The organism is Gammaproteobacteria bacterium (genome assembly GCA_028817225.1).
Taxonomy (GTDB): domain Bacteria; phylum Pseudomonadota; class Gammaproteobacteria; order Poriferisulfidales; family Oxydemutatoraceae; genus Oxydemutator.
Window position 1 is genome coordinate 20,582 of the sequence record JAPPQC010000011.1, and the last position, 19,488, is coordinate 40,069.

The 19,488-nt window shown below is 63.3% G+C and carries 19 protein-coding genes; 12 read left to right on the plus strand and 7 right to left on the minus strand.

Annotation, left to right across the window (positions count from 1 at the left end; genetic code table 11):
• The first annotated feature begins 7 nt into the window (after positions 1-7).
• The 3 genes from OXU50_01060 to OXU50_01070 are packed head-to-tail and all read left to right on the plus strand — an operon-like array spanning position 8 to position 2,607.
• Entirely contained in the window at positions 8-1,018 is a 1,011-nt protein-coding gene (locus OXU50_01060; GenBank protein MDD9868481.1) for a PQQ-dependent catabolism-associated beta-propeller protein, read from the plus strand.
• A complete protein-coding gene (locus OXU50_01065; protein ID MDD9868482.1) occupies positions 1,011-1,733 on the plus strand; it encodes an ATP-binding cassette domain-containing protein in 723 nt (240 codons plus the stop codon). Before OXU50_01060 ends, OXU50_01065 begins: the two co-directional genes overlap by 8 nt.
• Positions 1,734-1,743: 10 nt before the next feature.
• Positions 1,744-2,607 carry an ABC transporter permease gene (locus OXU50_01070; protein MDD9868483.1) on the plus strand — a complete coding sequence of 288 codons (864 nt, stop codon included), beginning with the start codon at positions 1,744-1,746 and terminating at the stop codon, positions 2,605-2,607.
• 24 nt (positions 2,608-2,631) lie between these two features.
• Here OXU50_01070 and OXU50_01075 read toward each other — a convergent pair whose 3' ends face one another.
• The 5 genes from OXU50_01075 to OXU50_01095 form a co-directional block, all read right to left on the minus strand.
• Complete coding sequence (locus OXU50_01075) at positions 2,632-3,021, minus strand: c-type cytochrome (GenBank protein ID MDD9868484.1); 390 nt, start codon at positions 3,019-3,021, stop codon at positions 2,632-2,634.
• A complete protein-coding gene (gene acs, locus OXU50_01080; protein MDD9868485.1) occupies positions 3,018-4,979 on the minus strand; it encodes an acetate--CoA ligase in 1,962 nt (653 codons plus the stop codon). Before acs ends, OXU50_01075 begins: the two co-directional genes overlap by 4 nt.
• Before the next feature lie 73 nt (positions 4,980-5,052).
• Positions 5,053-6,564, minus strand: coding sequence for an aldehyde dehydrogenase family protein (locus OXU50_01085; protein MDD9868486.1), 1,512 nt, complete (start codon positions 6,562-6,564; stop codon positions 5,053-5,055).
• A gap of 33 nt (positions 6,565-6,597) precedes the next feature.
• The gene (locus OXU50_01090; GenBank protein ID MDD9868487.1) at positions 6,598-8,301 is read right to left on the minus strand and encodes an OFA family MFS transporter; all 1,704 of its coding nucleotides are present in this window, start codon (positions 8,299-8,301) and stop codon (positions 6,598-6,600) included.
• 49 nt (positions 8,302-8,350) lie between these two features.
• Positions 8,351-8,515: an ankyrin repeat domain-containing protein gene (locus tag OXU50_01095; protein ID MDD9868488.1), complete on the minus strand. Its 165-nt coding sequence runs from the start codon at positions 8,513-8,515 to the stop codon at positions 8,351-8,353.
• A gap of 312 nt (positions 8,516-8,827) precedes the next feature.
• Between OXU50_01095 and OXU50_01100 the strand changes: the two genes are divergently transcribed.
• Positions 8,828-10,060 carry a hypothetical protein gene (locus tag OXU50_01100; protein ID MDD9868489.1) on the plus strand — a complete coding sequence of 411 codons (1,233 nt, stop codon included), beginning with the start codon at positions 8,828-8,830 and terminating at the stop codon, positions 10,058-10,060.
• Positions 10,061-10,121: 61 nt separating this feature from the next.
• Here the strand turns inward: OXU50_01100 and OXU50_01105 are convergent, their stop codons facing one another.
• Positions 10,122-11,090 carry a histone deacetylase gene (locus OXU50_01105; protein MDD9868490.1) on the minus strand — a complete coding sequence of 323 codons (969 nt, stop codon included), beginning with the start codon at positions 11,088-11,090 and terminating at the stop codon, positions 10,122-10,124.
• A gap of 251 nt (positions 11,091-11,341) precedes the next feature.
• Here OXU50_01105 and OXU50_01110 point away from each other — a divergent pair, with 251 nt between their 5' ends.
• Together OXU50_01110 and OXU50_01115 are read left to right on the plus strand one after the other, a co-directional pair.
• A complete protein-coding gene (locus OXU50_01110) occupies positions 11,342-12,160 on the plus strand; it encodes a quinoprotein dehydrogenase-associated SoxYZ-like carrier (protein MDD9868491.1) in 819 nt (272 codons plus the stop codon).
• A 24-nt stretch (positions 12,161-12,184) separates the two neighbouring features.
• The gene (locus OXU50_01115; protein MDD9868492.1) at positions 12,185-12,682 is read left to right on the plus strand and encodes a hypothetical protein; all 498 of its coding nucleotides are present in this window, start codon (positions 12,185-12,187) and stop codon (positions 12,680-12,682) included.
• Positions 12,683-12,704: 22 nt separating this feature from the next.
• Here OXU50_01115 and OXU50_01120 read toward each other — a convergent pair whose 3' ends face one another.
• Positions 12,705-13,361, minus strand: a complete 657-nt coding sequence (locus tag OXU50_01120; GenBank protein MDD9868493.1) for a hypothetical protein — start codon at positions 13,359-13,361, stop codon at positions 12,705-12,707.
• Positions 13,362-13,434: 73 nt separating this feature from the next.
• Here OXU50_01120 and OXU50_01125 point away from each other — a divergent pair, with 73 nt between their 5' ends.
• The 6 genes from OXU50_01125 to OXU50_01150 all read left to right on the plus strand — a co-directional run bounded on the left by OXU50_01125 (position 13,435) and on the right by OXU50_01150 (position 19,483).
• Positions 13,435-14,409 (plus strand): ABC transporter substrate-binding protein, encoded by a 975-nt coding sequence (locus OXU50_01125; protein MDD9868494.1) that lies wholly within the window; start codon positions 13,435-13,437, stop codon positions 14,407-14,409.
• A 4-nt stretch (positions 14,410-14,413) separates the two neighbouring features.
• Entirely contained in the window at positions 14,414-15,169 is a 756-nt protein-coding gene (locus OXU50_01130; protein ID MDD9868495.1) for an ABC transporter permease, read from the plus strand.
• A complete protein-coding gene (locus tag OXU50_01135) occupies positions 15,157-15,963 on the plus strand; it encodes an ATP-binding cassette domain-containing protein (protein ID MDD9868496.1) in 807 nt (268 codons plus the stop codon). The genes OXU50_01130 and OXU50_01135 overlap by 13 nt, the downstream gene beginning before the upstream one ends.
• 172 nt (positions 15,964-16,135) lie before the next feature.
• Positions 16,136-17,452: a porin gene (locus OXU50_01140; protein MDD9868497.1), complete on the plus strand. Its 1,317-nt coding sequence runs from the start codon at positions 16,136-16,138 to the stop codon at positions 17,450-17,452.
• Positions 17,453-17,549: 97 nt separating this feature from the next.
• Positions 17,550-18,413, plus strand: coding sequence for a hypothetical protein (locus OXU50_01145; protein ID MDD9868498.1), 864 nt, complete (start codon positions 17,550-17,552; stop codon positions 18,411-18,413).
• Between the two features lie 26 nt (positions 18,414-18,439).
• A complete protein-coding gene (locus OXU50_01150) occupies positions 18,440-19,483 on the plus strand; it encodes an alpha/beta fold hydrolase (GenBank protein ID MDD9868499.1) in 1,044 nt (347 codons plus the stop codon).
• Positions 19,484-19,488 lie beyond the last annotated feature (5 nt).

Genomic DNA, 19,488 nt, shown 5'->3' on the forward strand with positions numbered 1-19,488 from the left:
AAAATCCATGAAAAACCAGGCAAAACCCGCAAAAGTCGCGCTGGCCGCGGTGCTGGCTGTGTCGCTGGCCGGGGCGCAGATTGCGCCGCCGGCGCTGGCGGCGACGGCGCACACCATCTATGTCTCGAACGAGAAGGACAACACCGTCAGCGTCATTGACAGCGAAACGCTCGAGGTGGTTGACCTGATCAAGGTCGGGCAGCGCCCGCGCGGCATCGCCGTCAGCAAGGACCAGAAACTTCTCTACCTGTGCGCCAGCGACGACGACGAAATTCAGATTATTGATCTCGACAGCCGCAAGGTCACCGGCTCGCTGCTGTCCGGCCCCGACCCGGAGTTGATGACGCTGTCGCCGGACGGCTCGATACTCTATGTCGCCAACGAGGACGACAACATGATCTCGGTGATTGACATCGGGCGCAACCGCATCATCAAGGAGATTCCGGTCGGCGTCGAGCCGGAGGGCATGGGCATCAGCCCCGACGGCAAGACGCTGGTCAACACTTCGGAGACGACCAACATGGCGCACTTTGTCAACACCGCCACCTTCAAGGTGTTTGACAATGTGCTGGTCGGCAGCCGCCCGCGCTTCGCCGAATTCACGCACAGCGGCGGGCAGGTGTGGGTTTCCGCCGAGGTCGGCGGCACCGTCAGTGTCATCGAGACGGCGACGCGCAAGGTGCTGAAAACCATCTCGTTCTCGCTGCCGGGCGTCAAGGCCGAATCCATACAGCCGGTCGGCGTGCGCCTGACGAACGACGACCGCTTCGCGTTCGTCGCGCTGGGGCCGGCGAGCCGCATCGCCGTCATCAATGCCGCGACCTTTGAGGTCGAGAAATACCTGCTGGTCGGCGCGCGCGTGTGGCAACTGGCTTTCAGCCCCGACGAGAAAAGGCTCTACACCACCAACGGCGTCAGCAACGACATCTCGGTGATTGACACCGAAGACCTGCGCGTCGTCAAGTCGGTGGCGGTGGGGCGCTATCCGTGGGGCGTTGCGGTACGCGCCGGTGGCTGACGGCCCGGCCCTCGCGGTCGCCGGGCTGGGGCACAACTACGGCGGCTTCCGGGCGCTTGATTCGGTTGACTTCACGGTCGAGCGCGGCCAGTTCGCGGTGCTGCTCGGCAGCAACGGCGCCGGCAAGACGACGCTGTTCTCGCTGCTGACCGGCCTCTACCACAGCCGCGACGGGCGCATCAGCGTCTGCGGCCACGACCTGAAAAGGCGGCCTTCAAGGGCGCTTCGCAGCATCGGCGTCGTGTTTCAGCAGCGTTCGCTCGACGCCGACCTGACGGTGTGGCAGAACCTGCGTTATTCGGCGAGTTTGCACGGCATGTCGCCGCGCCTCGCGCGCGAGCGCGCCGGGGAGGAAACCGCGCGCCTCGGCATGAACGACCGCATGAACGACAAGATACGCCATCTCAGCGGCGGCCAGGCGCGGCGCGTGGAAATCGCGCGCGCGCTGATGCACCGCCCCGAACTGCTGATTCTGGACGAGCCGACTTTCGGCCTTGATGTGCCGGGGCGCGAGGCGATACTCGGGCATGTGCGCGCGCTGTGCGGGCGCGGGCTGTCGGCGCTGTGGACGACGCACCTGCTCGACGAGGTGCACGCCGACGACGCGCTGCTGGTGCTGAAAAAGGGCCGCCTGATGAAGACCGGCGCCGCCGGCGCGCTGGCCGGTTGCGCCGAACCCGCCGAAATGAGAAGCCGACTGGCGTCCTTTCTGTGAACCATCCGGCATGACAACGCACGCCGACAAGGGCGCCGACAAGAGCACTGACAAAGGCGCCGACCGCCTGTCGGGCGCCGCTTTCTTTCATTTCACCGCCGGCATCGTGCGGCGCGAGATGCTGCGCTTTATCCAGCAGCGCGAGCGCTTCATCGCGGCGCTGGTCAGGCCGCTGGTGTGGCTGTTCATCTTCGCCGCTGGTTTTCGCTCGGTGCTCGGCGTGTCCATCATTCCGCCGTACGAGACCTATGTGCTCTACGAGGAATACATCACGCCCGGCCTGATCGGCATGATTCAACTGTTCAGCGGCATGCAGACCTCGCTTTCCATGGTCTATGACCGCGAGATGGGCAGCATGCGCGTCCTGCTGACAAGCCCGGCGCCGCGCTGGTATCTGCTGGTCAGCAAACTGACGGCGGGCGCCGCGATTTCGGTGTTGCAGGTGTATGTGTTTTTGCTGGTGGCGTGGTTCTGGGATGTGCGCCCGCCGGCGGCGGGCTATGCCGCGCTGTTGCCGGCGCTGTTTCTGACCGGGCTGATGCTGGGCTCGCTGGGGCTGTTTCTGTCGTCGGTCATCAAGCAACTGGAGAACTTCGCCGGCATCATGAATTTCGTCATTTTCCCGATGTTCTTCACATCGTCGGCGCTCTACCCGCTGTGGCGCATCAAGGAGTCGAGCGTGCTGCTGTACCACATCTGCAACTACAACCCGTTCACGCACGCGGTCGAGTTGATTCGCTTCTCGCTCTACACCTCGTTCAGCGCGCAGGCCTTCTCGGTGGTGCTGGCGACGACCGCGCTGTTCATCGCGCTCGCCGTCATCGGCTACGACCCGTCGCGCGGGCTGCTCGGCATCCGGCGCAAGGGCGGGTAGCGGCGCCGCCCGCTCCGCCGGCGCCTACTCCGCCGGCGGCTGCGCGGTTTTCAGGTAGGCCAGCAAGTCGTCAATCTGCTTGTCGTCCTTGAGGCCGAGGAAAATCATGCGCGTGCCCTCGATGAAGGTGCGCGGCTGCTTGACGAGTTGGCGGATGGTGTCGTCGTTCCAGACGACATCGGCGTTTTTCATCGCGTCGGTGAAGAGCGCGTAACTGGCGAGCGTTCCCGACTTGCGGCCAAAGACGCCGTGGAGGCTCGGGCCGACCTTGGAAACATCCTTCTCCAGCGTGTGGCACACGCCGCACTTGATGAAGACCTGCTTGCCGGCCTCGGCGTCGCCGGCCTGCGACGGCGCGGCGGCGGCGAAAGACAGCGCCAGCGACAGCGCAAGGATTCCTGTGTTGTGGTTCATGTTGATTGAGCCTCCTGTTGGTTGGGGTTGGAACGGCGGGCGGCGACGATTTCCTCGACCGCCGACGGGTCGGCGAGCGTTGAGGTGTCGCCGAGGTTTTCGGTGTCGCCGCTTGCGAGTTTTCGCAGAATGCGGCGCATGATCTTGCCGGAGCGCGTCTTCGGCAGGTTCGGCGTCCACTGGATGACATCGGGCACGGCGATGGCGCCGATTTCGCTTCGCACCAGGGCGCGCAGTTCGGACTCGATGGCGCCGCCGCCGGCGACGCCCGCCATCAGCGTGACAAAGGCGTGTATGCCCTGCCCCTTGACCTCGTGCGGGAAGGCGACGACGGCGGCCTCGGCGACGCGCTCGTGCAGCACCAGCGCGCTTTCAATCTCGGCGGTGCCGAGGCGGTGGCCGGAGACATTGATGACATCGTCCACGCGCCCGGTGATCCAGTAGTCGCCGTCGCCGTCGCGGCGGCAGCCGTCGCCGCTGAAGTAGTTGCCGGGGAAGGCGCTGAAATAGGTCTCGATGAAACGCCGGTGGTCGCCATAGACGGTGCGCATCTGCCCCGGCCACGGGCGGGTGATGACGAGGTTGCCCTCGCACGCGCCCTCGAGTTGGTTGCCGTCGTCGTCCACGACCGCCGGACACACGCCGAAGAACGGGCGCGTCGCCGAACCGGGCTTGAGCGTCGTCGCGCCCGGCAGCGGCGTGATCATGTGGCCGCCGGTCTCGGTCTGCCACCAGGTGTCCACCACCGGGCAGCGCGCGTCGCCGACGACATCGTAATACCACTGCCACGCCTCCGGGTTGATCGGTTCGCCGACGGTGCCGAGAACGCGCAAACTGGAGCGGTCGGTCTGCTTCACCGGGTCGTCGCCGAGGCGCATCAGCGCGCGGATGGCGGTCGGCGCGGTGTAGAAGATGTTGACGCGGTGCTTGTCCACCACGCGCCAGAAGCGCGAGGCGTCGGGGTGCGTCGGCACGCCCTCGAACATCAGCGTCGTCGCGGCGTTGGCGAGCGGGCCGTACACAATGTACGAATGCCCGGTGATCCAGCCGACATCGGCGGTGCACCAGTAAATCTCGCCGTCGCGGTAATCAAAACTGAATTTGTGCGTCATCGCCGCGTAGAGCAGGTAGCCGCCCATCGTGTGCAGCACGCCCTTGGGCTTGCCGGTGGAGCCGGAGGTGTAGAGGATGAACAGCGGGTCTTCGGCGGCCATCGGCTCGGCGGGGCAGTCGGCGGCGGCGGCCTCGCACAGTTCGTGATACCAGGCGTCGCGGCCCTCGTGAAACGGCGCCGCGCCGCCGGTGCGGCGGACGACGACGACCAGCCGCACTTCGGGGCATTTGGCCAGCGCCTCGTCCACATTGCGCTTCAACGGCACCGTCTTGCCGCCGCGCACGCCCTCATCGGCGGTGATGACGACGCGGCAGTCCGAGTCGAGAATGCGGCTGGCCAGTGATTCGGATGAAAAGCCGCCGAACACGACCGAATGTATCGCGCCGATGCGCGCGCACGCCAGCATCGCCACGGCGGCTTCGGCGATCATCGGCAGATAGATGCAGACGCGGTCGCCCTTGCGCACGCCGCGGTCTTTCAGCGCGTTGGCGAAACGGCAGACGCGGGCGTGCAGTTCGCGGTAACTCAGGGTTTGCGATTGCGACGGGTCGTCGCCTTCCTGGATGATGGCGGTGCGGTCGCCGTGGCGCTTGAGGTGGCGGTCAAGGCAGTTGTGGCAGACATTGAGTTCGGCGCCGTCAAACCAGCGTATCAGCCCCTCGCGGTAATCCCATTCCAGCACCTTGTCCCACGGGCGCGACCAGTCGAGGAAGGCGCGCGCCTGTTCGGCCCAGAAAGCCTCGGGCGCCTCAATGGACTGGCGGTACATGCGCCGGTAGGTGTCTTCGTTGATGTGCGCGCCCGCCGCGATTTGCGCGGGCGGCGGGTAGGCCCGCTCTGTCATCAATGGATTGTCCCGTTGAAAATAAAATTGCCCCCCGGCCCTTGCGGACACGGGGGGCAATGGTTGACGGCTGTCAGGAAAGGCCGATGGTGACGGCCTTGGTCTCGGTGTAGTTGTCGAGCACCGCCTCGCCCATCTCGCGGCCCCAGCCGGACTGCTTGTAGCCTCCGAACGGCAGCGCCGAGTCGAAGATGTTGTAGCAGTTGACCCACACCGTGCCGGCGCGCAGTTGCGCGGCCAGCGTGTGCGCCTTGCTGACATCGCGCGTCCAGATGCCGGCGGCGAGGCCATAGACGGTGTCGTTGGCGCGGCGCACCAGTTCCTCGTCCATGCCCTTGAACGGCATCGCCGTGACGACGGGACCGAAGATCTCCTCCTGGTTGACCTTCATGTCCTGCTTCGTGTCCACCAGCACCGTCGGCTCGATGAAGTAGCCGGCGCCGTCTTTCTTGCGGCCTCCGACCGCGGCGCGCGCGCCTTCGGCGGCGCCGGCTTCGAGATAGCCCGAGACGCGCTCGTGCTGAATCTTCGAAACCATCGGCCCCATCTCGGTCTCGGGGTCGAGGCCCGGGCCGACCTTGATCTTCGACGCCGCCTCGGAAACGCCCTCGACGACCTTGTCGAAGATCTTGTCGGAGGCGTAGAGACGCGAACCGGCGCAGCAACACTGGCCGTGGTTGAAGAAGATCGCGTTGGCGGCGCCGGGAATGGCGGTGTCGAGATCGGCGTCGTCGAGCACGATGTTCGGCGACTTGCCGCCGAGTTCAAGCGACACCTTTTTCAGGTCCGCAGCCGCCGCCTTGACGATCAGGCGCCCGACCTCGGTCGAGCCGGTGAAGGCCACCTTGTCCACGCCGGGATGCGACGCCAGCGCGGCGCCGGCGGTCTCGCCGAAACCGGTGACGATGTTGACGACGCCGTCGGGAAGGCCCGCTTCCTGCAGGACTTCGCCGAGCCGCAGCGCCGACAGCGGCGTTTCCTCCGCGACCTTGAGCACGACGGTGCAGCCGGTCGCCAGCGCCGGGGCCAGTTTCCACGCCGCCATCAGCATCGGGAAATTCCACGGGATAATCTGGCCGACCACGCCGACGGGTTCGGGTGTCGTGTAGGAGTGGTACCTCGCGCCCGGCGTGTAGAGCACCGACAGCGGTATCGTCTGCCCGTGCATCTTGGTCGTCCAGCCCGCCATGTAGTGGAACATGTCCGCCGCCAGCGGCACATCGGCGACGCGCGCGATGGTGATGGGCTTGCCGTTGTCGAGCGATTCGAGTTCGGCGAATTCATCGAGGTTGTCGAGTATCAGGTCGCCAATCCGCGAAATCAGCCTGCCGCGCGCCGACGGCGTCATTTCCGGCCACGGGCCGGATTCAAACGCCTTGCGCGCGGCCTTGACGGCGCGGTCAATGTCCTCGCTCTCGCCCTCGGCGACCTGCGCGATGACTTCCTCGGTGGCCGGGTTGACCACATCGAAGGTTTTGCCCGACGCCGACGGCATCCACTGGCCGCCTATCAGCATCTTTCTGGGCTCCCGGATGAACTGTCGCGTGTAGCTTTCCAGTTCAACCGCCTCTGCTGTTGCACTCATGGTTTCTCCTCCATAGGGTTGGGTTGATTCTGTTCAGGGCGCTTTCTGTCCCGCTTCCATGTGATGGCTGGAGTGAACCGGCTTCATCAGCGCGTTGGAAATCAGCGCCAGCAGCAGCAGGAACGCCATCAGATACATTGTACTATTGTAAAGGCTTGGGGTCGGGTCAATCGTGCCGGGCGGCGCGATTTCAAGCAATTTGGCCAGGGTAACGGTCTTTTTCTCTATCAGCAGGTCAAGTTGGCCGATGCCCGCGCCGAAGGTCTCGGCGAATTTTTCGGGGCTGATTTTCGCCGCCATCTCGTGAATCGCGTCGCTCAGCGAATGCCGGCGCAGCGTCGTGATGGCGAGCGGGCCGAAAATGCCGGCGGCGCTCCAGGCCGTCAGCAGCCGCCCGTGGATGCCGCCGACATGGTGCGTGCCGAAGATGTCGGCCAGATAGGCGGGAATGGTCGCGAAGCCGCCGCCGTAGAAAGTGAAGATGATCATCGTCGCCGCGTAGAAGAACACCAGCCAGAACACCGCCGGGTTGACGCTGACCTGCTGCGCGGTGAACGGCACCGACAGGTAGAGCAGGATGCCGCCGACGAAAAAGATCCAGTAGGTGTTTTTGCGGCCAATGAAGTCGGACGAACTCGCCCACAGCAGGCGCCCGATCATGTTGAAAACGCTGATCATCAGCACATAGGCGGCGGCGAAGGCGCCGTCCACGATGTTGGGCAGCGTCGTGCCGAAAATCTCGACGACCATCGTCTTGGCGACGCCGATGACGCCGATGCCCGCCGTCACATTGAAGCACAGCACAATCCACAGTTGCCAGAACTGCGGGGTTTTCAGCGCCTGGTCAATGTGGACGTTTTCCTGCGTCATCATTTTTTTGGCGGCGGCCTCGGCGCTCGGCGGCGTCCACCCTTCCGGTTTCCAGTCCTTCGCCGGCAGCCGGTAACTCAGCGCGGCGATGATCATCACCGTGAAGTAAATCAGCCCCATCACAAGAAACGTGCCGGCGGCGCCCGCCGAGCCGGTGCCGACCAGGTACACGCCGGCGTCGCCGGGGACGATCATGTTGGCAACCTCGCCGGCGCCGACGACGACGACCTCTTTCATCTCGCCGCCGACTTCGACGAAACGCCGGCCCGCCTCGGTCACCAGTTCCATGTCGGCGACCGGGCCGAGGTAGTCGGGCGCGCGGTGGAATTTGGTCAGGAAATACTCTTTCAGCGGCGTCGCCAGCATCGCGCCGCCGCCGAAGCCCATGATGGCCATGCCGGTGGCCATGCCGCGCCGGTCGGGGAACCAGCGTATCAGCGTGCTGACCGGCGACACATAGCCAAGCCCCAGGCCGGCGCCGCCGATGACGCCGTAGCCGAGATACACCAGCCACAACTGGTGCGTCAGGATGCCGAGACTGCCGACCAGGTAGCCGCCGCCCCAGCAACTGGCGGCGACGATGCCGACGGTGCGCGGCCCGACTTCCTCAAGCCATTTGCCGGCGAACGCCGCGGCAAGCCCGAGAAACAGAATCGAGACCGTGAAAATCCAGACGACTTCGCCGAGCGTCCAGTCGTCGGCGCTGGAGGCGGCCACGCCCACCACTTTCGTCAACGCCGGATTGTAGATGCTCCACGCATAGACGGAGCCGATGCACAGATGAATGCCCATCGAAGCCGGCGGCACCCGCCAGCGGTTGAAGCCCGGCCCGGCGATGATGCTCTCCTTGGAGAAAAATCCGCTCATTGAGTCTGTCCCGTTGGTTGATGAAGCCTTCAGAAAGGCCGATAGACTATCACAAATCGCCGACAGCCTGCACGGGCGGCACAACGCCCGCCGTGGCGCGCGCGGCGTAAATCAGCGCGGTGTTGCCGAACCGGTTGCGCGCTAAAACCAGGGCGCCCTCGTCAAGCAACTGCCGAACCCGCTCCAGGTCGCCCTCGCCGGCCGCGTCAAACAACCGGAAATTCAGCGCACGCGGATTGTCCGCCGCCACGACGCAAGCCGCGCACAAACAAAACACCGCAAAAAAAGTCTTTGCCAGCAACTTCATAACATCCCCGCAGACCGCAAATTGCCCGCCCGCACAAAAACAGGATTATATACCCCATTATATACCCGAAAATTCACCGGCTGTTGCCTCAGAAACGCGCCCGTCCGGGCGCCGCCGGAATGCACGGCCCATGAACGACCGGGCTCACGATTGGGCAATTTTGACATCATGCGGTTTTCTGGTATTTTGCCTTCCTCATACCACTCTGGAGGGAGAACAATGAAAAAGTTGATTTTAGTTTGTATTTTGTGTGTGTATGCATTGCCCGCACAAGCCGACTTGAAAGGCAATGTTTTTAATTATCTCGAAACTTACAAGGGATTCATTGACAATGTGCGCGCCGGCAAGTTCCCCAATTTATCTCGTGTCATTGTGGGCGCCCCCACAAGCCTGACCAACAATCTCGCATTGTTGCATATGTCCGAGGTGATTGATGTAATCACCACCGGCACGATGAACGATTGTTGTTTTCGTTCTCCTCCGGATGTGTATGAGAACTATGCCAACGCGAAAACCGAACAGGTAATAAAGGCCACGACAATCACCAATCCGGGCAGTGCAACACCCTTCCAGATTCCATCCTACCTGGGCACCCAGATGGGAGAATTGGTGCAGCAATTCAGCATCGTCGCCGCCAGTCTGCCGACAACTTCAACGGGACTGGATGAATATGACGCCTTCGCCATTGAAATTATGCGGTCTCTCGCCCAGGACGAGGGCAGCAGCGCAAGCAATATTTTCAGCAATCTGATGTGGGGCTGGTCCTATATTGATTCGGCGCATTCAGAACTCAAGGAAAGCTTCAAGGATTATTATATCTATGCCTGCATCGTTTGTGACGGTGCGGGTTTTTTCAATACAGCCGGGCTGTACACAACCAACACTGTGACAGGCAGGCTGTATTATGATGACATCGTCACGCCTGCAAATTTCCCCGCCTCATACGCCTGGTTGCAGAAGCTGACCGGCCAGGGCCCGAAACCGCCGCTGCAAGCCAGCATCGGCTTGACATTGCAAGGCCAGGCCAAGGAGACGGAGAGGTTCTTGACCGCCGGCGTGATTTACCCGGCTCACTGCCATCAGGCCGAGGAACTGTATTTTGGACTGGATCCGATGGGAGTGTCCAAAACCGCACAATCCGATATTTTGAAGGGTTTAAATGGCTATGAGTATGACACCAAAAGTTACGGGATTGGCCCGATTAACTACTCCGGCTTGAAAATCAAGTTTTCATCGGATCTCAGCAGTCAGTTCCCACACAACTTTATGCCCGTCAAGAATGGCGACATCATTTATAACGCGAGTACCTACTACCATGCATTCAACGCCGGAGCACGTTTCCAGTTCACGCAGTGGGCGCGCCTCACCTGGCCACAGGAGGGCACCTACTTTCCGTTTAATGGCGGCCCCCAACCCCCTGCCGGGGTGGAGTGCCTTCCCAAGCCACAGTAAGCAGGCCGTGAGAGAAGCGATGATTGGCCGCCGCCTCCAATCCGGCGGTGGAAGTTGGCGCCTACGCCGATGCCGACAGCGCCGCGACATGGGCGGTGGTTGAAGTGGCGAGGCCCGGCAGGCTGTAGCCGCCTTCCAGCAGCGACACGAGGCGTCCGTCGCAGTGTTCGTCGGCCAGTTCGCGGACGATTTGCGTCAGGCGCGTGAAGCCGGCGTCGGTGATGTCGAAGCAGCCGAGCAAATCGTCCTTGCGGCTGTCGAAGCCCGCCGACACCAGCACTAGGTCGGGCCTGAAGCGGTGGGCCGCCGGCAGCAGGAAACGCTCGAAGGCGGTGATGATGTCGCCGTCTTTCGCGCCGCAATCAAGATGGACATTGATGTTGTAGCCCCGGCCCCGGCCCTCGCCTTTCCTCGCCGGGCTGCCGGTGCCGGGGTAGGCGCGGTAGTCGTGGGTTGAGAAGAACAGCACCGACGGGTCTTCGTAGAACGCGGCTTCGGTGCCGTTGCCGTGGTGGTAGTCCCAGTCCACAATCAGGATTTTTCCGAGGCCGTATCTCTTTTGCGCGTAGCGGGCGGCGACGGCCACCGTGTTGTAGAAGCAAAAGCCCTCCTCACGTCCGGTGTTGAGCGCGTGGTGGCCGGGCGGGCGGGTGGCGCAGAACACGCGCGCCGCGCGCCCGTCGCAGACCGCGCGCACACCGGCGATGCCGGCGCCGACGGCGCGCAGCGCGACATCGTGCGAACGGCCATAAAGGCCCCGGATTTGGTTAATATGCGCCTGCGTGTGAACCGCGAGCACCGCGGGTTCAATGCCTGTGGCGGGCGCCAGCGCCGCGGCCTTTGCCAGCAGGCCGCTTTGTTCCAGGCCGGCCATGACCGCCCGGTAACGGGCCGGTGATTCGGGGTGGCCCTCCTCCAGCCAGTGTTCCAGAAACAACGGGTCGGCGACAATCGCCGCGGCATGGCGCCCATCCGAGGCGCCAATGCGACCGCTGCCGGCAGCCGCCATCATCATCGAACTGGCTGCCATGCCCAGAAAACGCCTCCTGTTCACCGGAACCGACCTGTCGCCTTCACGCGGCGGGCGCGGCTCAACCCGGCTTGCGCGTCCGTTCAACGCAGCCTGCGGCCACGGCCATCTTGTGGAAGTTGTTTCACAGCGTGTTTTCCTCGCAAAGTGATTGAAATAGCGCAAGTATTTGGCCCGCCCCGGCGAGGGTGGACAAGTGCGTTGCCGTGCTATAATACACTGAACCATTTTCGATTTTGGAGGCAACATCAATGGCAACAACCATCACACGCCGCGGATTTCTTGCTTCGGGAGTCGCGGCGGCGGCGGCGCTCAAATTCCGGCCCGCTTTCGCTGAAGACGACCAGGCGGCATGGCGCGAGGTCCGGGAATTTCTTTTCCAGGACAGGCCGGTGCTCGACGGCGGCGAATTCGTCAAGATTGAGGCCCCGGTTCGCCCGGCCAACGGCGGCGATGTCTCGGTGCGGATTGTTCCGGCGGCGCCGCAAAAGGCCGACTACTTCATCCGCAAACACTATCTCGTGGTGGACAAAAACCCGTCGCCGGTCGGCGGCGTGTTCACGCTGTCGCCGAGAAACGGCACGGCGGAAATCGGCACCCGCATCCGCGTCAACGAATACAGCCATGTGCGCGTGATTTCCGAGACCAACCGCGGCGAACTCTACATGAACAAGGCCTTCGTCAAGGCGTCCGGCGGCTGCTCGGCGCCGCCGATGGACAACGACCCGATGGCAAAACTGAAGATGGGCCGGATGGAACTGGCGCGCAAGGGCGCCGGCGACGGCGACGCGCACGGCTTTCAGTTGTCGGTGCTGCACCCCAACAATTCCGGAATGCAGATGGACCAGATATCCATGCTCTTCATTCCGCCGCATTACATCGAGACCGTCGAGATTGCCAACGCCGACGGCGAACAGGTGTTCGCGGTGAAGGGCGACATTACTTTCAGCCAGAACCCCAGTTTCGACTTTTCCTACAAGCCGAAAAGGGCCGGTGACATCCTGCAGGCGAAGGCGGTGGATTCCCGCCAGAAAACCTACACCGCAACCTGGCCGGTTTCATCCGCCTGAACCGGCCCGCGACCGGGCGACGGCATGGAACTGCTCGCGGCGCAAGGCAAGATTGTCGCGTCGCTGATGCTGTTCATTCAGTCAATGACCGGCACCGTCGGCATTGACTTTCAGGCGCCGGAAATCCGCGTCATCCCGCAGTCCGAACTGGCGCGCAAGGCCTGCGACGGGCAGGCCTGCGAGGTCTATGGCTGGTTTTCCAACACCGACAAACTCGTTTATCTGGCGGACAACCAGGACTTCATCAACAACCCGCACGCGCGCAGCATCCTGCTGCACGAACTCGTCCATTATGTGCAGGACCAGATGAAGGCGCCGACGATGGTCAACGACTGCCTGACCTGGAAGGCGCGCGAATTGCAGGCCTACGACATCCAGTACGAATGGCTGCGCCGCCACCGCGTGCGCGCGCCGACGCCGTCGTTCAACGCGGTGCTGATCAATTTCGAGAATGTCCGCTGCCCGTACGGCAGGATGGACGCCGAAGCCGCCCCCCCGTCAACCGACTCGCCGGCGCACTGACCGGCGCCGCGCGGGTGCGGCCTTACCCGCCGAACCCTTGCAGCAGCGATACGACGGTGCGCCCGACCTGAAAAAACCTCTGCTCCAGCACGACCGGCTGCTCGCACAGGTGGCTCATCATTCTTTCGCGCTCCTCGAAGACGCGGATGTCCCATTTCTGGCGCGTCTGCAAGTCTTCCAGTTCCGCCTCGTCGGCGTCGCCGGCGCCCTCCATCTGCTCGAGTTTCTTCGCCTGGCCTTCAATGCGCCCGGCCATCATCTGCTGGCGTTTGCCGAAGCGCCTGATTCCGTCCAGCACCTTGCCGCGCTCGCGGTTCACCGCCCCGGTCAGCGCGCCCACCAGCAACCCGGCTTTCGCGCGCGTCGCGTTTTCGGGCGCGGCGAAAAACTTTCTGGCCTTGTCAAGGCTTTCCTCAAGCGTGAACTTGCGGCTGACCAACTCCTCGGCCAGCAGCAGGATGTCCTGCTCGCCCTGCCAACCGCCGTCGCCGGGCAGTTCGCCGGTCCAGAACCTGCCGGCGGAGACCGTCGGCACATAACTCTGCACGCACGGCCAGCCTTCGGGCGCGGCGTGCGGAGGCTGCGCGTGGGCGCCGGCAGCGAACACCGCCGCCAGCGCCGCCGGCACGATGCCGCCCGAACCGCAGCGGGCGCGCCTTCTTTCGTCCATCGTCGTCATCGTGTTCAGGGGCTATAATAGCAACACAAACGGGCGCCGGGCAACCGCGCCGCCCGCAACACCGGATTCATCCATGTCAAACAGAACCCGCCTGACGCCTTTGCTGGCACTTTTGCTGACGCTGTCCGCCGCGCCGCTCGGCGCCGCCGATGTCGTCCGCATCGGCACGCTGAAATTCGGCACCGTCAACTGGGAACTGGACACCATCCGCCGCCACGCGCTCGACCGCGAACAGGGCATCGCCATTGAAGTGCGCGAGTTCGCCAACAAGCAGGCCGCGCACATCGTGTTCCAGAGCGGCGAAGTGGACATGATCGTAACCGACTGGGTGTGGGTGTCGCGCGAGCGCGCCAGCGGCAAGCCCTTCAGTTTCATCCCCTATTCGTTCTCGCTCGGCGCAGTGATGACGCCCGCCGGCAGCGCCACCGCAGACCTGCGCGGACTGCGCGGGCTGCGCGTCGGCGTCGCCGGCGGCGCCTACGACAAAAGTTGGCTGCTGCTGCGCGCGTGGGCGCAAAAACAGCACGGCTTCGACCCGCTGGAGGCGTTTGATGTGCGCTACGCGGCGCCGCCGCTGCTGAACGGGCAGATTGAGCACGAAAAACTCGACGCGGTGCTGAATTTCTGGCACTACTGCGCGCGGCTCGAGGCCGCGGGCTATCGGCGGCTGCTGGAAATCCGCGATGTCGTCGCCGGTCTCGGCGTCGGCGCGGCGCCGATGGTCGGCTATGTCTTCAAGGAGCCGTGGGCGCGCGAACACGCCGGCATCGTCGCCCGCTTCAACGCCGCCGCGCGCAAGGCGCGCGGCAAACTGCTGAGGCAAGACGCCGAATGGGAACACCTGCGCCCGCTGATGCGCGTGGACGACGAGGCCGCCTTCACCGCGCTGCGCGACCGCTACCGCGATGGCATCCCGGCGCGCTGGGGCGAACGCGAGCGGGCCAACGCGGCGCGCCTGATGGAACTGCTGGCGCAACTGGGCGGCGACAAACTGACCGGCGGCGCGCGCCTGGCGCAGGGAACTTTCTGGGACGGCGTGAGTTTCTGAGGCGATGGCGGTCAGGAAAAAGACCTTCCCGGTCACGCCCCTCGTCTCGATTGTTTCGCTGATTCTGCTGTGGTGGCTCGGCTCGCGGCTGGCCGGCCCCGATTCGCTGCCGTCGCCGGCCAGCGTCGTCGGCGTCATCGCCGACGAGGCCGTGGGCGGCGAGTTGTTCTTTCACACCGGCGTCACGCTGTGGCGCGTCGCCGCCAGTTTCACCATCGCGATGATTGCCGGCATCACCATCGGCTTCCTGATGGGCGGCTTCCGCAAGGTCAACGAGATTCTCGACCCGTGGCTGCTGTTCTTCCTGAACCTGCCGGCGCTGGTCATCATCATCCTCGCCTACATCTGGATGGGGCTGACCGAGATTGCGGCGATTACCGCAGTCGCCATCAACAAGATACCCAATGTCGTCGTCACCGTCCGCGAGGGCGCGCGCACGATGGACCGCGGCCTGCAACAGATGGCGGCGGTGTTTCACTTCAACTGGTGGAAGAAACTGCGCCACATCATCGTGCCCGAACTGGCGCCCTACCTCGCCGCCGCGACGCGCTCGGGGGTGGCGCTGATCTGGAAAATCGTGCTGGTGGTTGAACTGCTCGGGCGCAGCAACGGCGTCGGCTTCCAGTTGCACCTGTATTTCCAGTTGTTCGACATCGCCGCGATCATGGCGTGGGGGCTGACTTTCATCATCATCATGCAGATGGTCGAACTGGCGCTGATTCAGCCGTTTGAGCGCCGGGTCAACCGGTGGCGGAAGTAGTGGCGCCGCCGGATGAGGCGGCGCCGGCCGCCGCGGCGCTGCACATTGACATCGCCGCCAAGACCTTCATCCGCCACGACGGCGCGGCGGTGCCGGTGCTGCGCGATGTGCGCTTCGGAATCAGCGGGCGCGAACTGGTCGTGCTGACCGGGCCTTCGGGCTGCGGCAAAACCACGCTGCTGAACCTGATTGCCGGCCTCGACGATGACTTCGACGGCCAGATCACGCTGCCCGAACACCGCGGCGACGGGCTGCCGCTGTCCTACATTTTCCAGGAGCCGTGCCTGCTGCCGTGGCGCACGGTGCGCGAGAACATCCGCCTGGCGCTGCCGTCGCCGGCGCAGTCGGGCGAGCGGATTGCGTGGCTGCTGGAGACCATGGGCCTGGCGGGGGCCGCCGACAGTTACCCGCAAACGCTGTCCACCGGCATGTCGCGGCGCGTGGCGCTGGCGCGCGGCTTTGTCGTCAACGCGCCGCTGCTGCTGATGGACGAACCGTTTTCCTCGATTGACGAACGCACCGCCGTGCGCCTGCGCAAACTGCTGCTGTCGCAACTGGAGTCCACGCCGTGCACGGTGCTGTTCGTTACGCACAACCTGCGCGAGGCGCTGTTCCTCGGCGACCGCCTGCTGATTCTGTCGGGGCGCCCGGCGACGCTGGCGGCGGACTTGCCGCTTGCATCCGGCGGCGCAAGAAGTGACGGAGCAGGTGTTGAAGGAAGGGGCCGCACAGCCGCCGAAATTGAGCACCTGCACACGGAAATCACCGGAAAATTTCCGGAGATACTGGGGTGATTGGGCTTATTTTCCTTGATAATCAATGGTTTAGCGTGGGTAAAGGGAAGGTTGCCATTGAATTGCAATATAAATTTGTGTATGTATAATCCCCGCTTGTTCGGTTGATTTTTCAGGAATTAACCCGGCAACTTTCATCCAGATGGATTTACCAAATTTAGGAGATACCTTAATGAAACACGCAAAAATTGCAGTGGCGGTTCTGCTCGGCAGTCTGCTGACAACCGCTCCTGCGTTTGCCGCTTTTGAGGGCCTGTCCATGATGCGCATGGGTGCCTGGGAAGTGGACTTCAGTGGTAATGTCAATGCGTTCGTCACGGACACGGAATGTAATGCCGGTGCCGGTACAATCGCTGGCGGATTGGCTTGCGGTTCGGCTGGCGTTGACAGAGACTACCACAACATCCGGACCGGCTTGTTGCCGTCCTGGTTCAACATGAGCGCTGCGACGGTTACCGACGAAGGCATCAAGACCGGCATACATATCAGTTTCCAGCCGGGTGTTGATAGCAACAATCTCCACGGCGGGAACGACAGTGCGTTGGGCCTGAACTCGTCCAACTTCCGGCAGGTATTCCTGACATTCGGCAATGAGAACATGGGCACATTCAAGATTGGCCGTGATCTCGGCGTATATGGCAGCGATGCGATTCTGAACGACATGACATTGCTCGGCGTCGGTTCAGGGGCCGGTGGCGGTGGTGGCAACACCACACTCGGGCGCATTGGCGTTGGTTACCTGTATGCCGACTGGAAATCACAGTTGCAGTACACATCGCCGAATATCAACGGCTTTACGTTGACTGCTGCGCTGATGGATACCTGGTCAACAAACGGGGCTAATGGTGAAAGTGCCAGTAGCACCATAGAAGATGCTAATGGCGCTATCGGTCAAGCAGGCGACAACTTCGGGTTTGAGGCCAAAGTCAACTACGCCTTTGACAACGGCGCCGGCACATCCGGTCTGCTGTGGGCAAGTTACATCCAGCAGGATGTGGACTTTGATCGGACGCTCCCTAGTCGCGACGCTGATGGCACAGTCGGAACCGCTACTACAGGTGATGATGGCGGAGATGCCAGCGGCTATGATGTCGGTTTCAAGGTTGCGTTTCACGACTTTGACCTCGTCGGCTATTACTACGACGGCGAGGGCATCGGTACGACCGGCTTCCTGCTTGACGGCTTTGACCTGGTCGGCGACGAACGCGATTCGGACGGCTGGTATGCACAAGCGCGCTACCGGATGCCGATGGGCACCTTGCTCGGCGTGAGTGTCGGCGAGAGCAATCTTGATCAAACCGATTATGATGAGACCAGATCCAACTCCAACCTGGTTGAAACCAACGAGTCATGGATAGTCGGCCTGTATCATCCCGTCGGCGAAGCGCTGAACCTGGTGATTGAATACACCGACACCGAATCCGAGGCACACAACGGCAGCGATGCGGACGATGAGTCGCTCGCCATCGGCGCCATCATGTTCTTCTGATTCTCTCCTTACAACATTTGGCAAATCGGAAAGGCGGGCGGTGGAAACACCACCCGCCTTTTTTTGTCTGTACCCGCACCTGCGGTACAATACAGGCATGAAAACCCCCTTCCGCAAACCCCGCTGCTTGCCGCGCCGTTTGCCGGCCCTGCTGCTCGCGGCCCTGCTGCCGGCGCTGCCCGTCTGCGCCGCCACCGAAACGCCCGGAACCGTCTGGCAACGCGGCGGCGAATATGTCCGGCTGGTTGACCGCGGCGGCGCGCGCGGCGCGCGCAACGACCACCCGGTCAAGATCGCCCCGAAAACACTCACCACCATCCTGGCCAACCTGAAAGTGGCGCCGGCGGACGACAAGCCGCGCGACACCGTCGTCAACATTGAACTGAACAAGACCATCCCGCTGTTCTCGCCGGCGGCGGCGCAGCGTTTCGGCAAGGTGCTGTCCGCCGCCCTGAACAAGGCCAAACCGGACGAAGACATCGTCTTCCAGGGCAAGGACAACACCTCGCTGGTCGGCTTCGTGAGAAAACCCGTGCACACGACCGGGCGCCTGTTCTGGAAAGGCGGGCGCCTGCACATCATCTTCGGCTCCGTCCACAAGGGCATCGTCAAACGCTGGGTTTTCGGCAGGGAGGCCGGCCTTGCCAACCCGCCGCACGAAGCCGAACGCGGCGTGACCCTGGCCAATCCCGGTTACCGCGTCGCGCTGACGCCGGGCGTGCGCCACGCCAGAACCCGCGGCGGCAAGACCCGCACCGACTGGATTGTCATTGACCCCGACATCGCGCTGACGGCGCCCGCCGACGAACCGGCGGCTTCGGCGAGACCCGCCGCCGGGCGCCGGGCCGACGCACCATTGCTTGAAGACCGGCTCAGACGGCTGAAAAAACTGCGCCGCGACGGACTGATTACAGAGAGGGCCTACCAGAGGAAAGTCCGGAGAATACTGGACGAACTATAAACAACCTTCATGGAGGACAAACCACAATGTTGAACAACGACTTTTACTCGCCGGAGAACCACGGCGCGTTCGAGGTTTTTGACCTGGGCGACTTTCAACTGGAGCGCGGCGGCTCGCTGCCGGGCTGCAAACTGGCCTACTCGACGCACGGCAAACTGAACGATGCGAAGGACAACGCCATCCTGTTTCCGATCATGTTTTCCGGCACCAGCGGCAGTCTGGCGCACTATGTCGGCGAGGGGCTGGCGCTGGACCCGTCGCGCTACTTCATCGTCTTTCCGAACCAACTCGGCAACGGGCTGTCCAGTTCGCCGCACAACACGCCGGCGCCGCACGGCATGTCGTCGTTTCCGGCGCTTGATATCGCCGACGATGTGCGCGCCCAGCACCGCCTGATGACGGAGCATTTCGGCGTCAGCGAACTGCAACTGGTGCTCGGCTGGTCCATGGGCGCGCAGCAGACCTACGAGTGGGCGGCGCGTTACCCCGACATGGTGCGCCGCGCCGCGCCGATTGCCGGAACCGCGCGCTGCACGCCGCATGACGCGCTGTATGTGGACACCTTCTGCGAGGCGCTGAAGTCCGACCCGGCCTGGAACGGCGGCGAATACACCGGCGCCAACGATGTGCAAACGGGGCTGCGGCGGCTCGCCCGCGTGTTCGCGCTGATGGGCACCTGCGCCGAATTCTACAAGCAGGAAGCCTGGAGGCGCATTGACATTCAGTCGTTCGACAGCCTGATGGCCGGCTTCTGGGAGAAATGGTTTCTGCCGATGGACCCGAATGCGCTGCTGTGCATGGCCGACAAATGGAAGAACGGCGATGTCGGCGCGCTCGCCGGCGGCGACCTGAAACAGGCGCTTTCGCGGATTACCGCCAAAACCTGCGTGATTGCGTTTTCCGAGGACATGTTTGTCCCGCTGAAAGACTGCCGCGACGAACAGCAAATGATCGCGGGCAGCCAACTGGAAGTCCTCGACAGCCTGTGGGGGCATTTCACGACGCTGGGACTGTTCGAGGAAGACTTCAAACGCATGAACGAAATCCTCGGCAATTTGCTGGCCAACTGACTGCG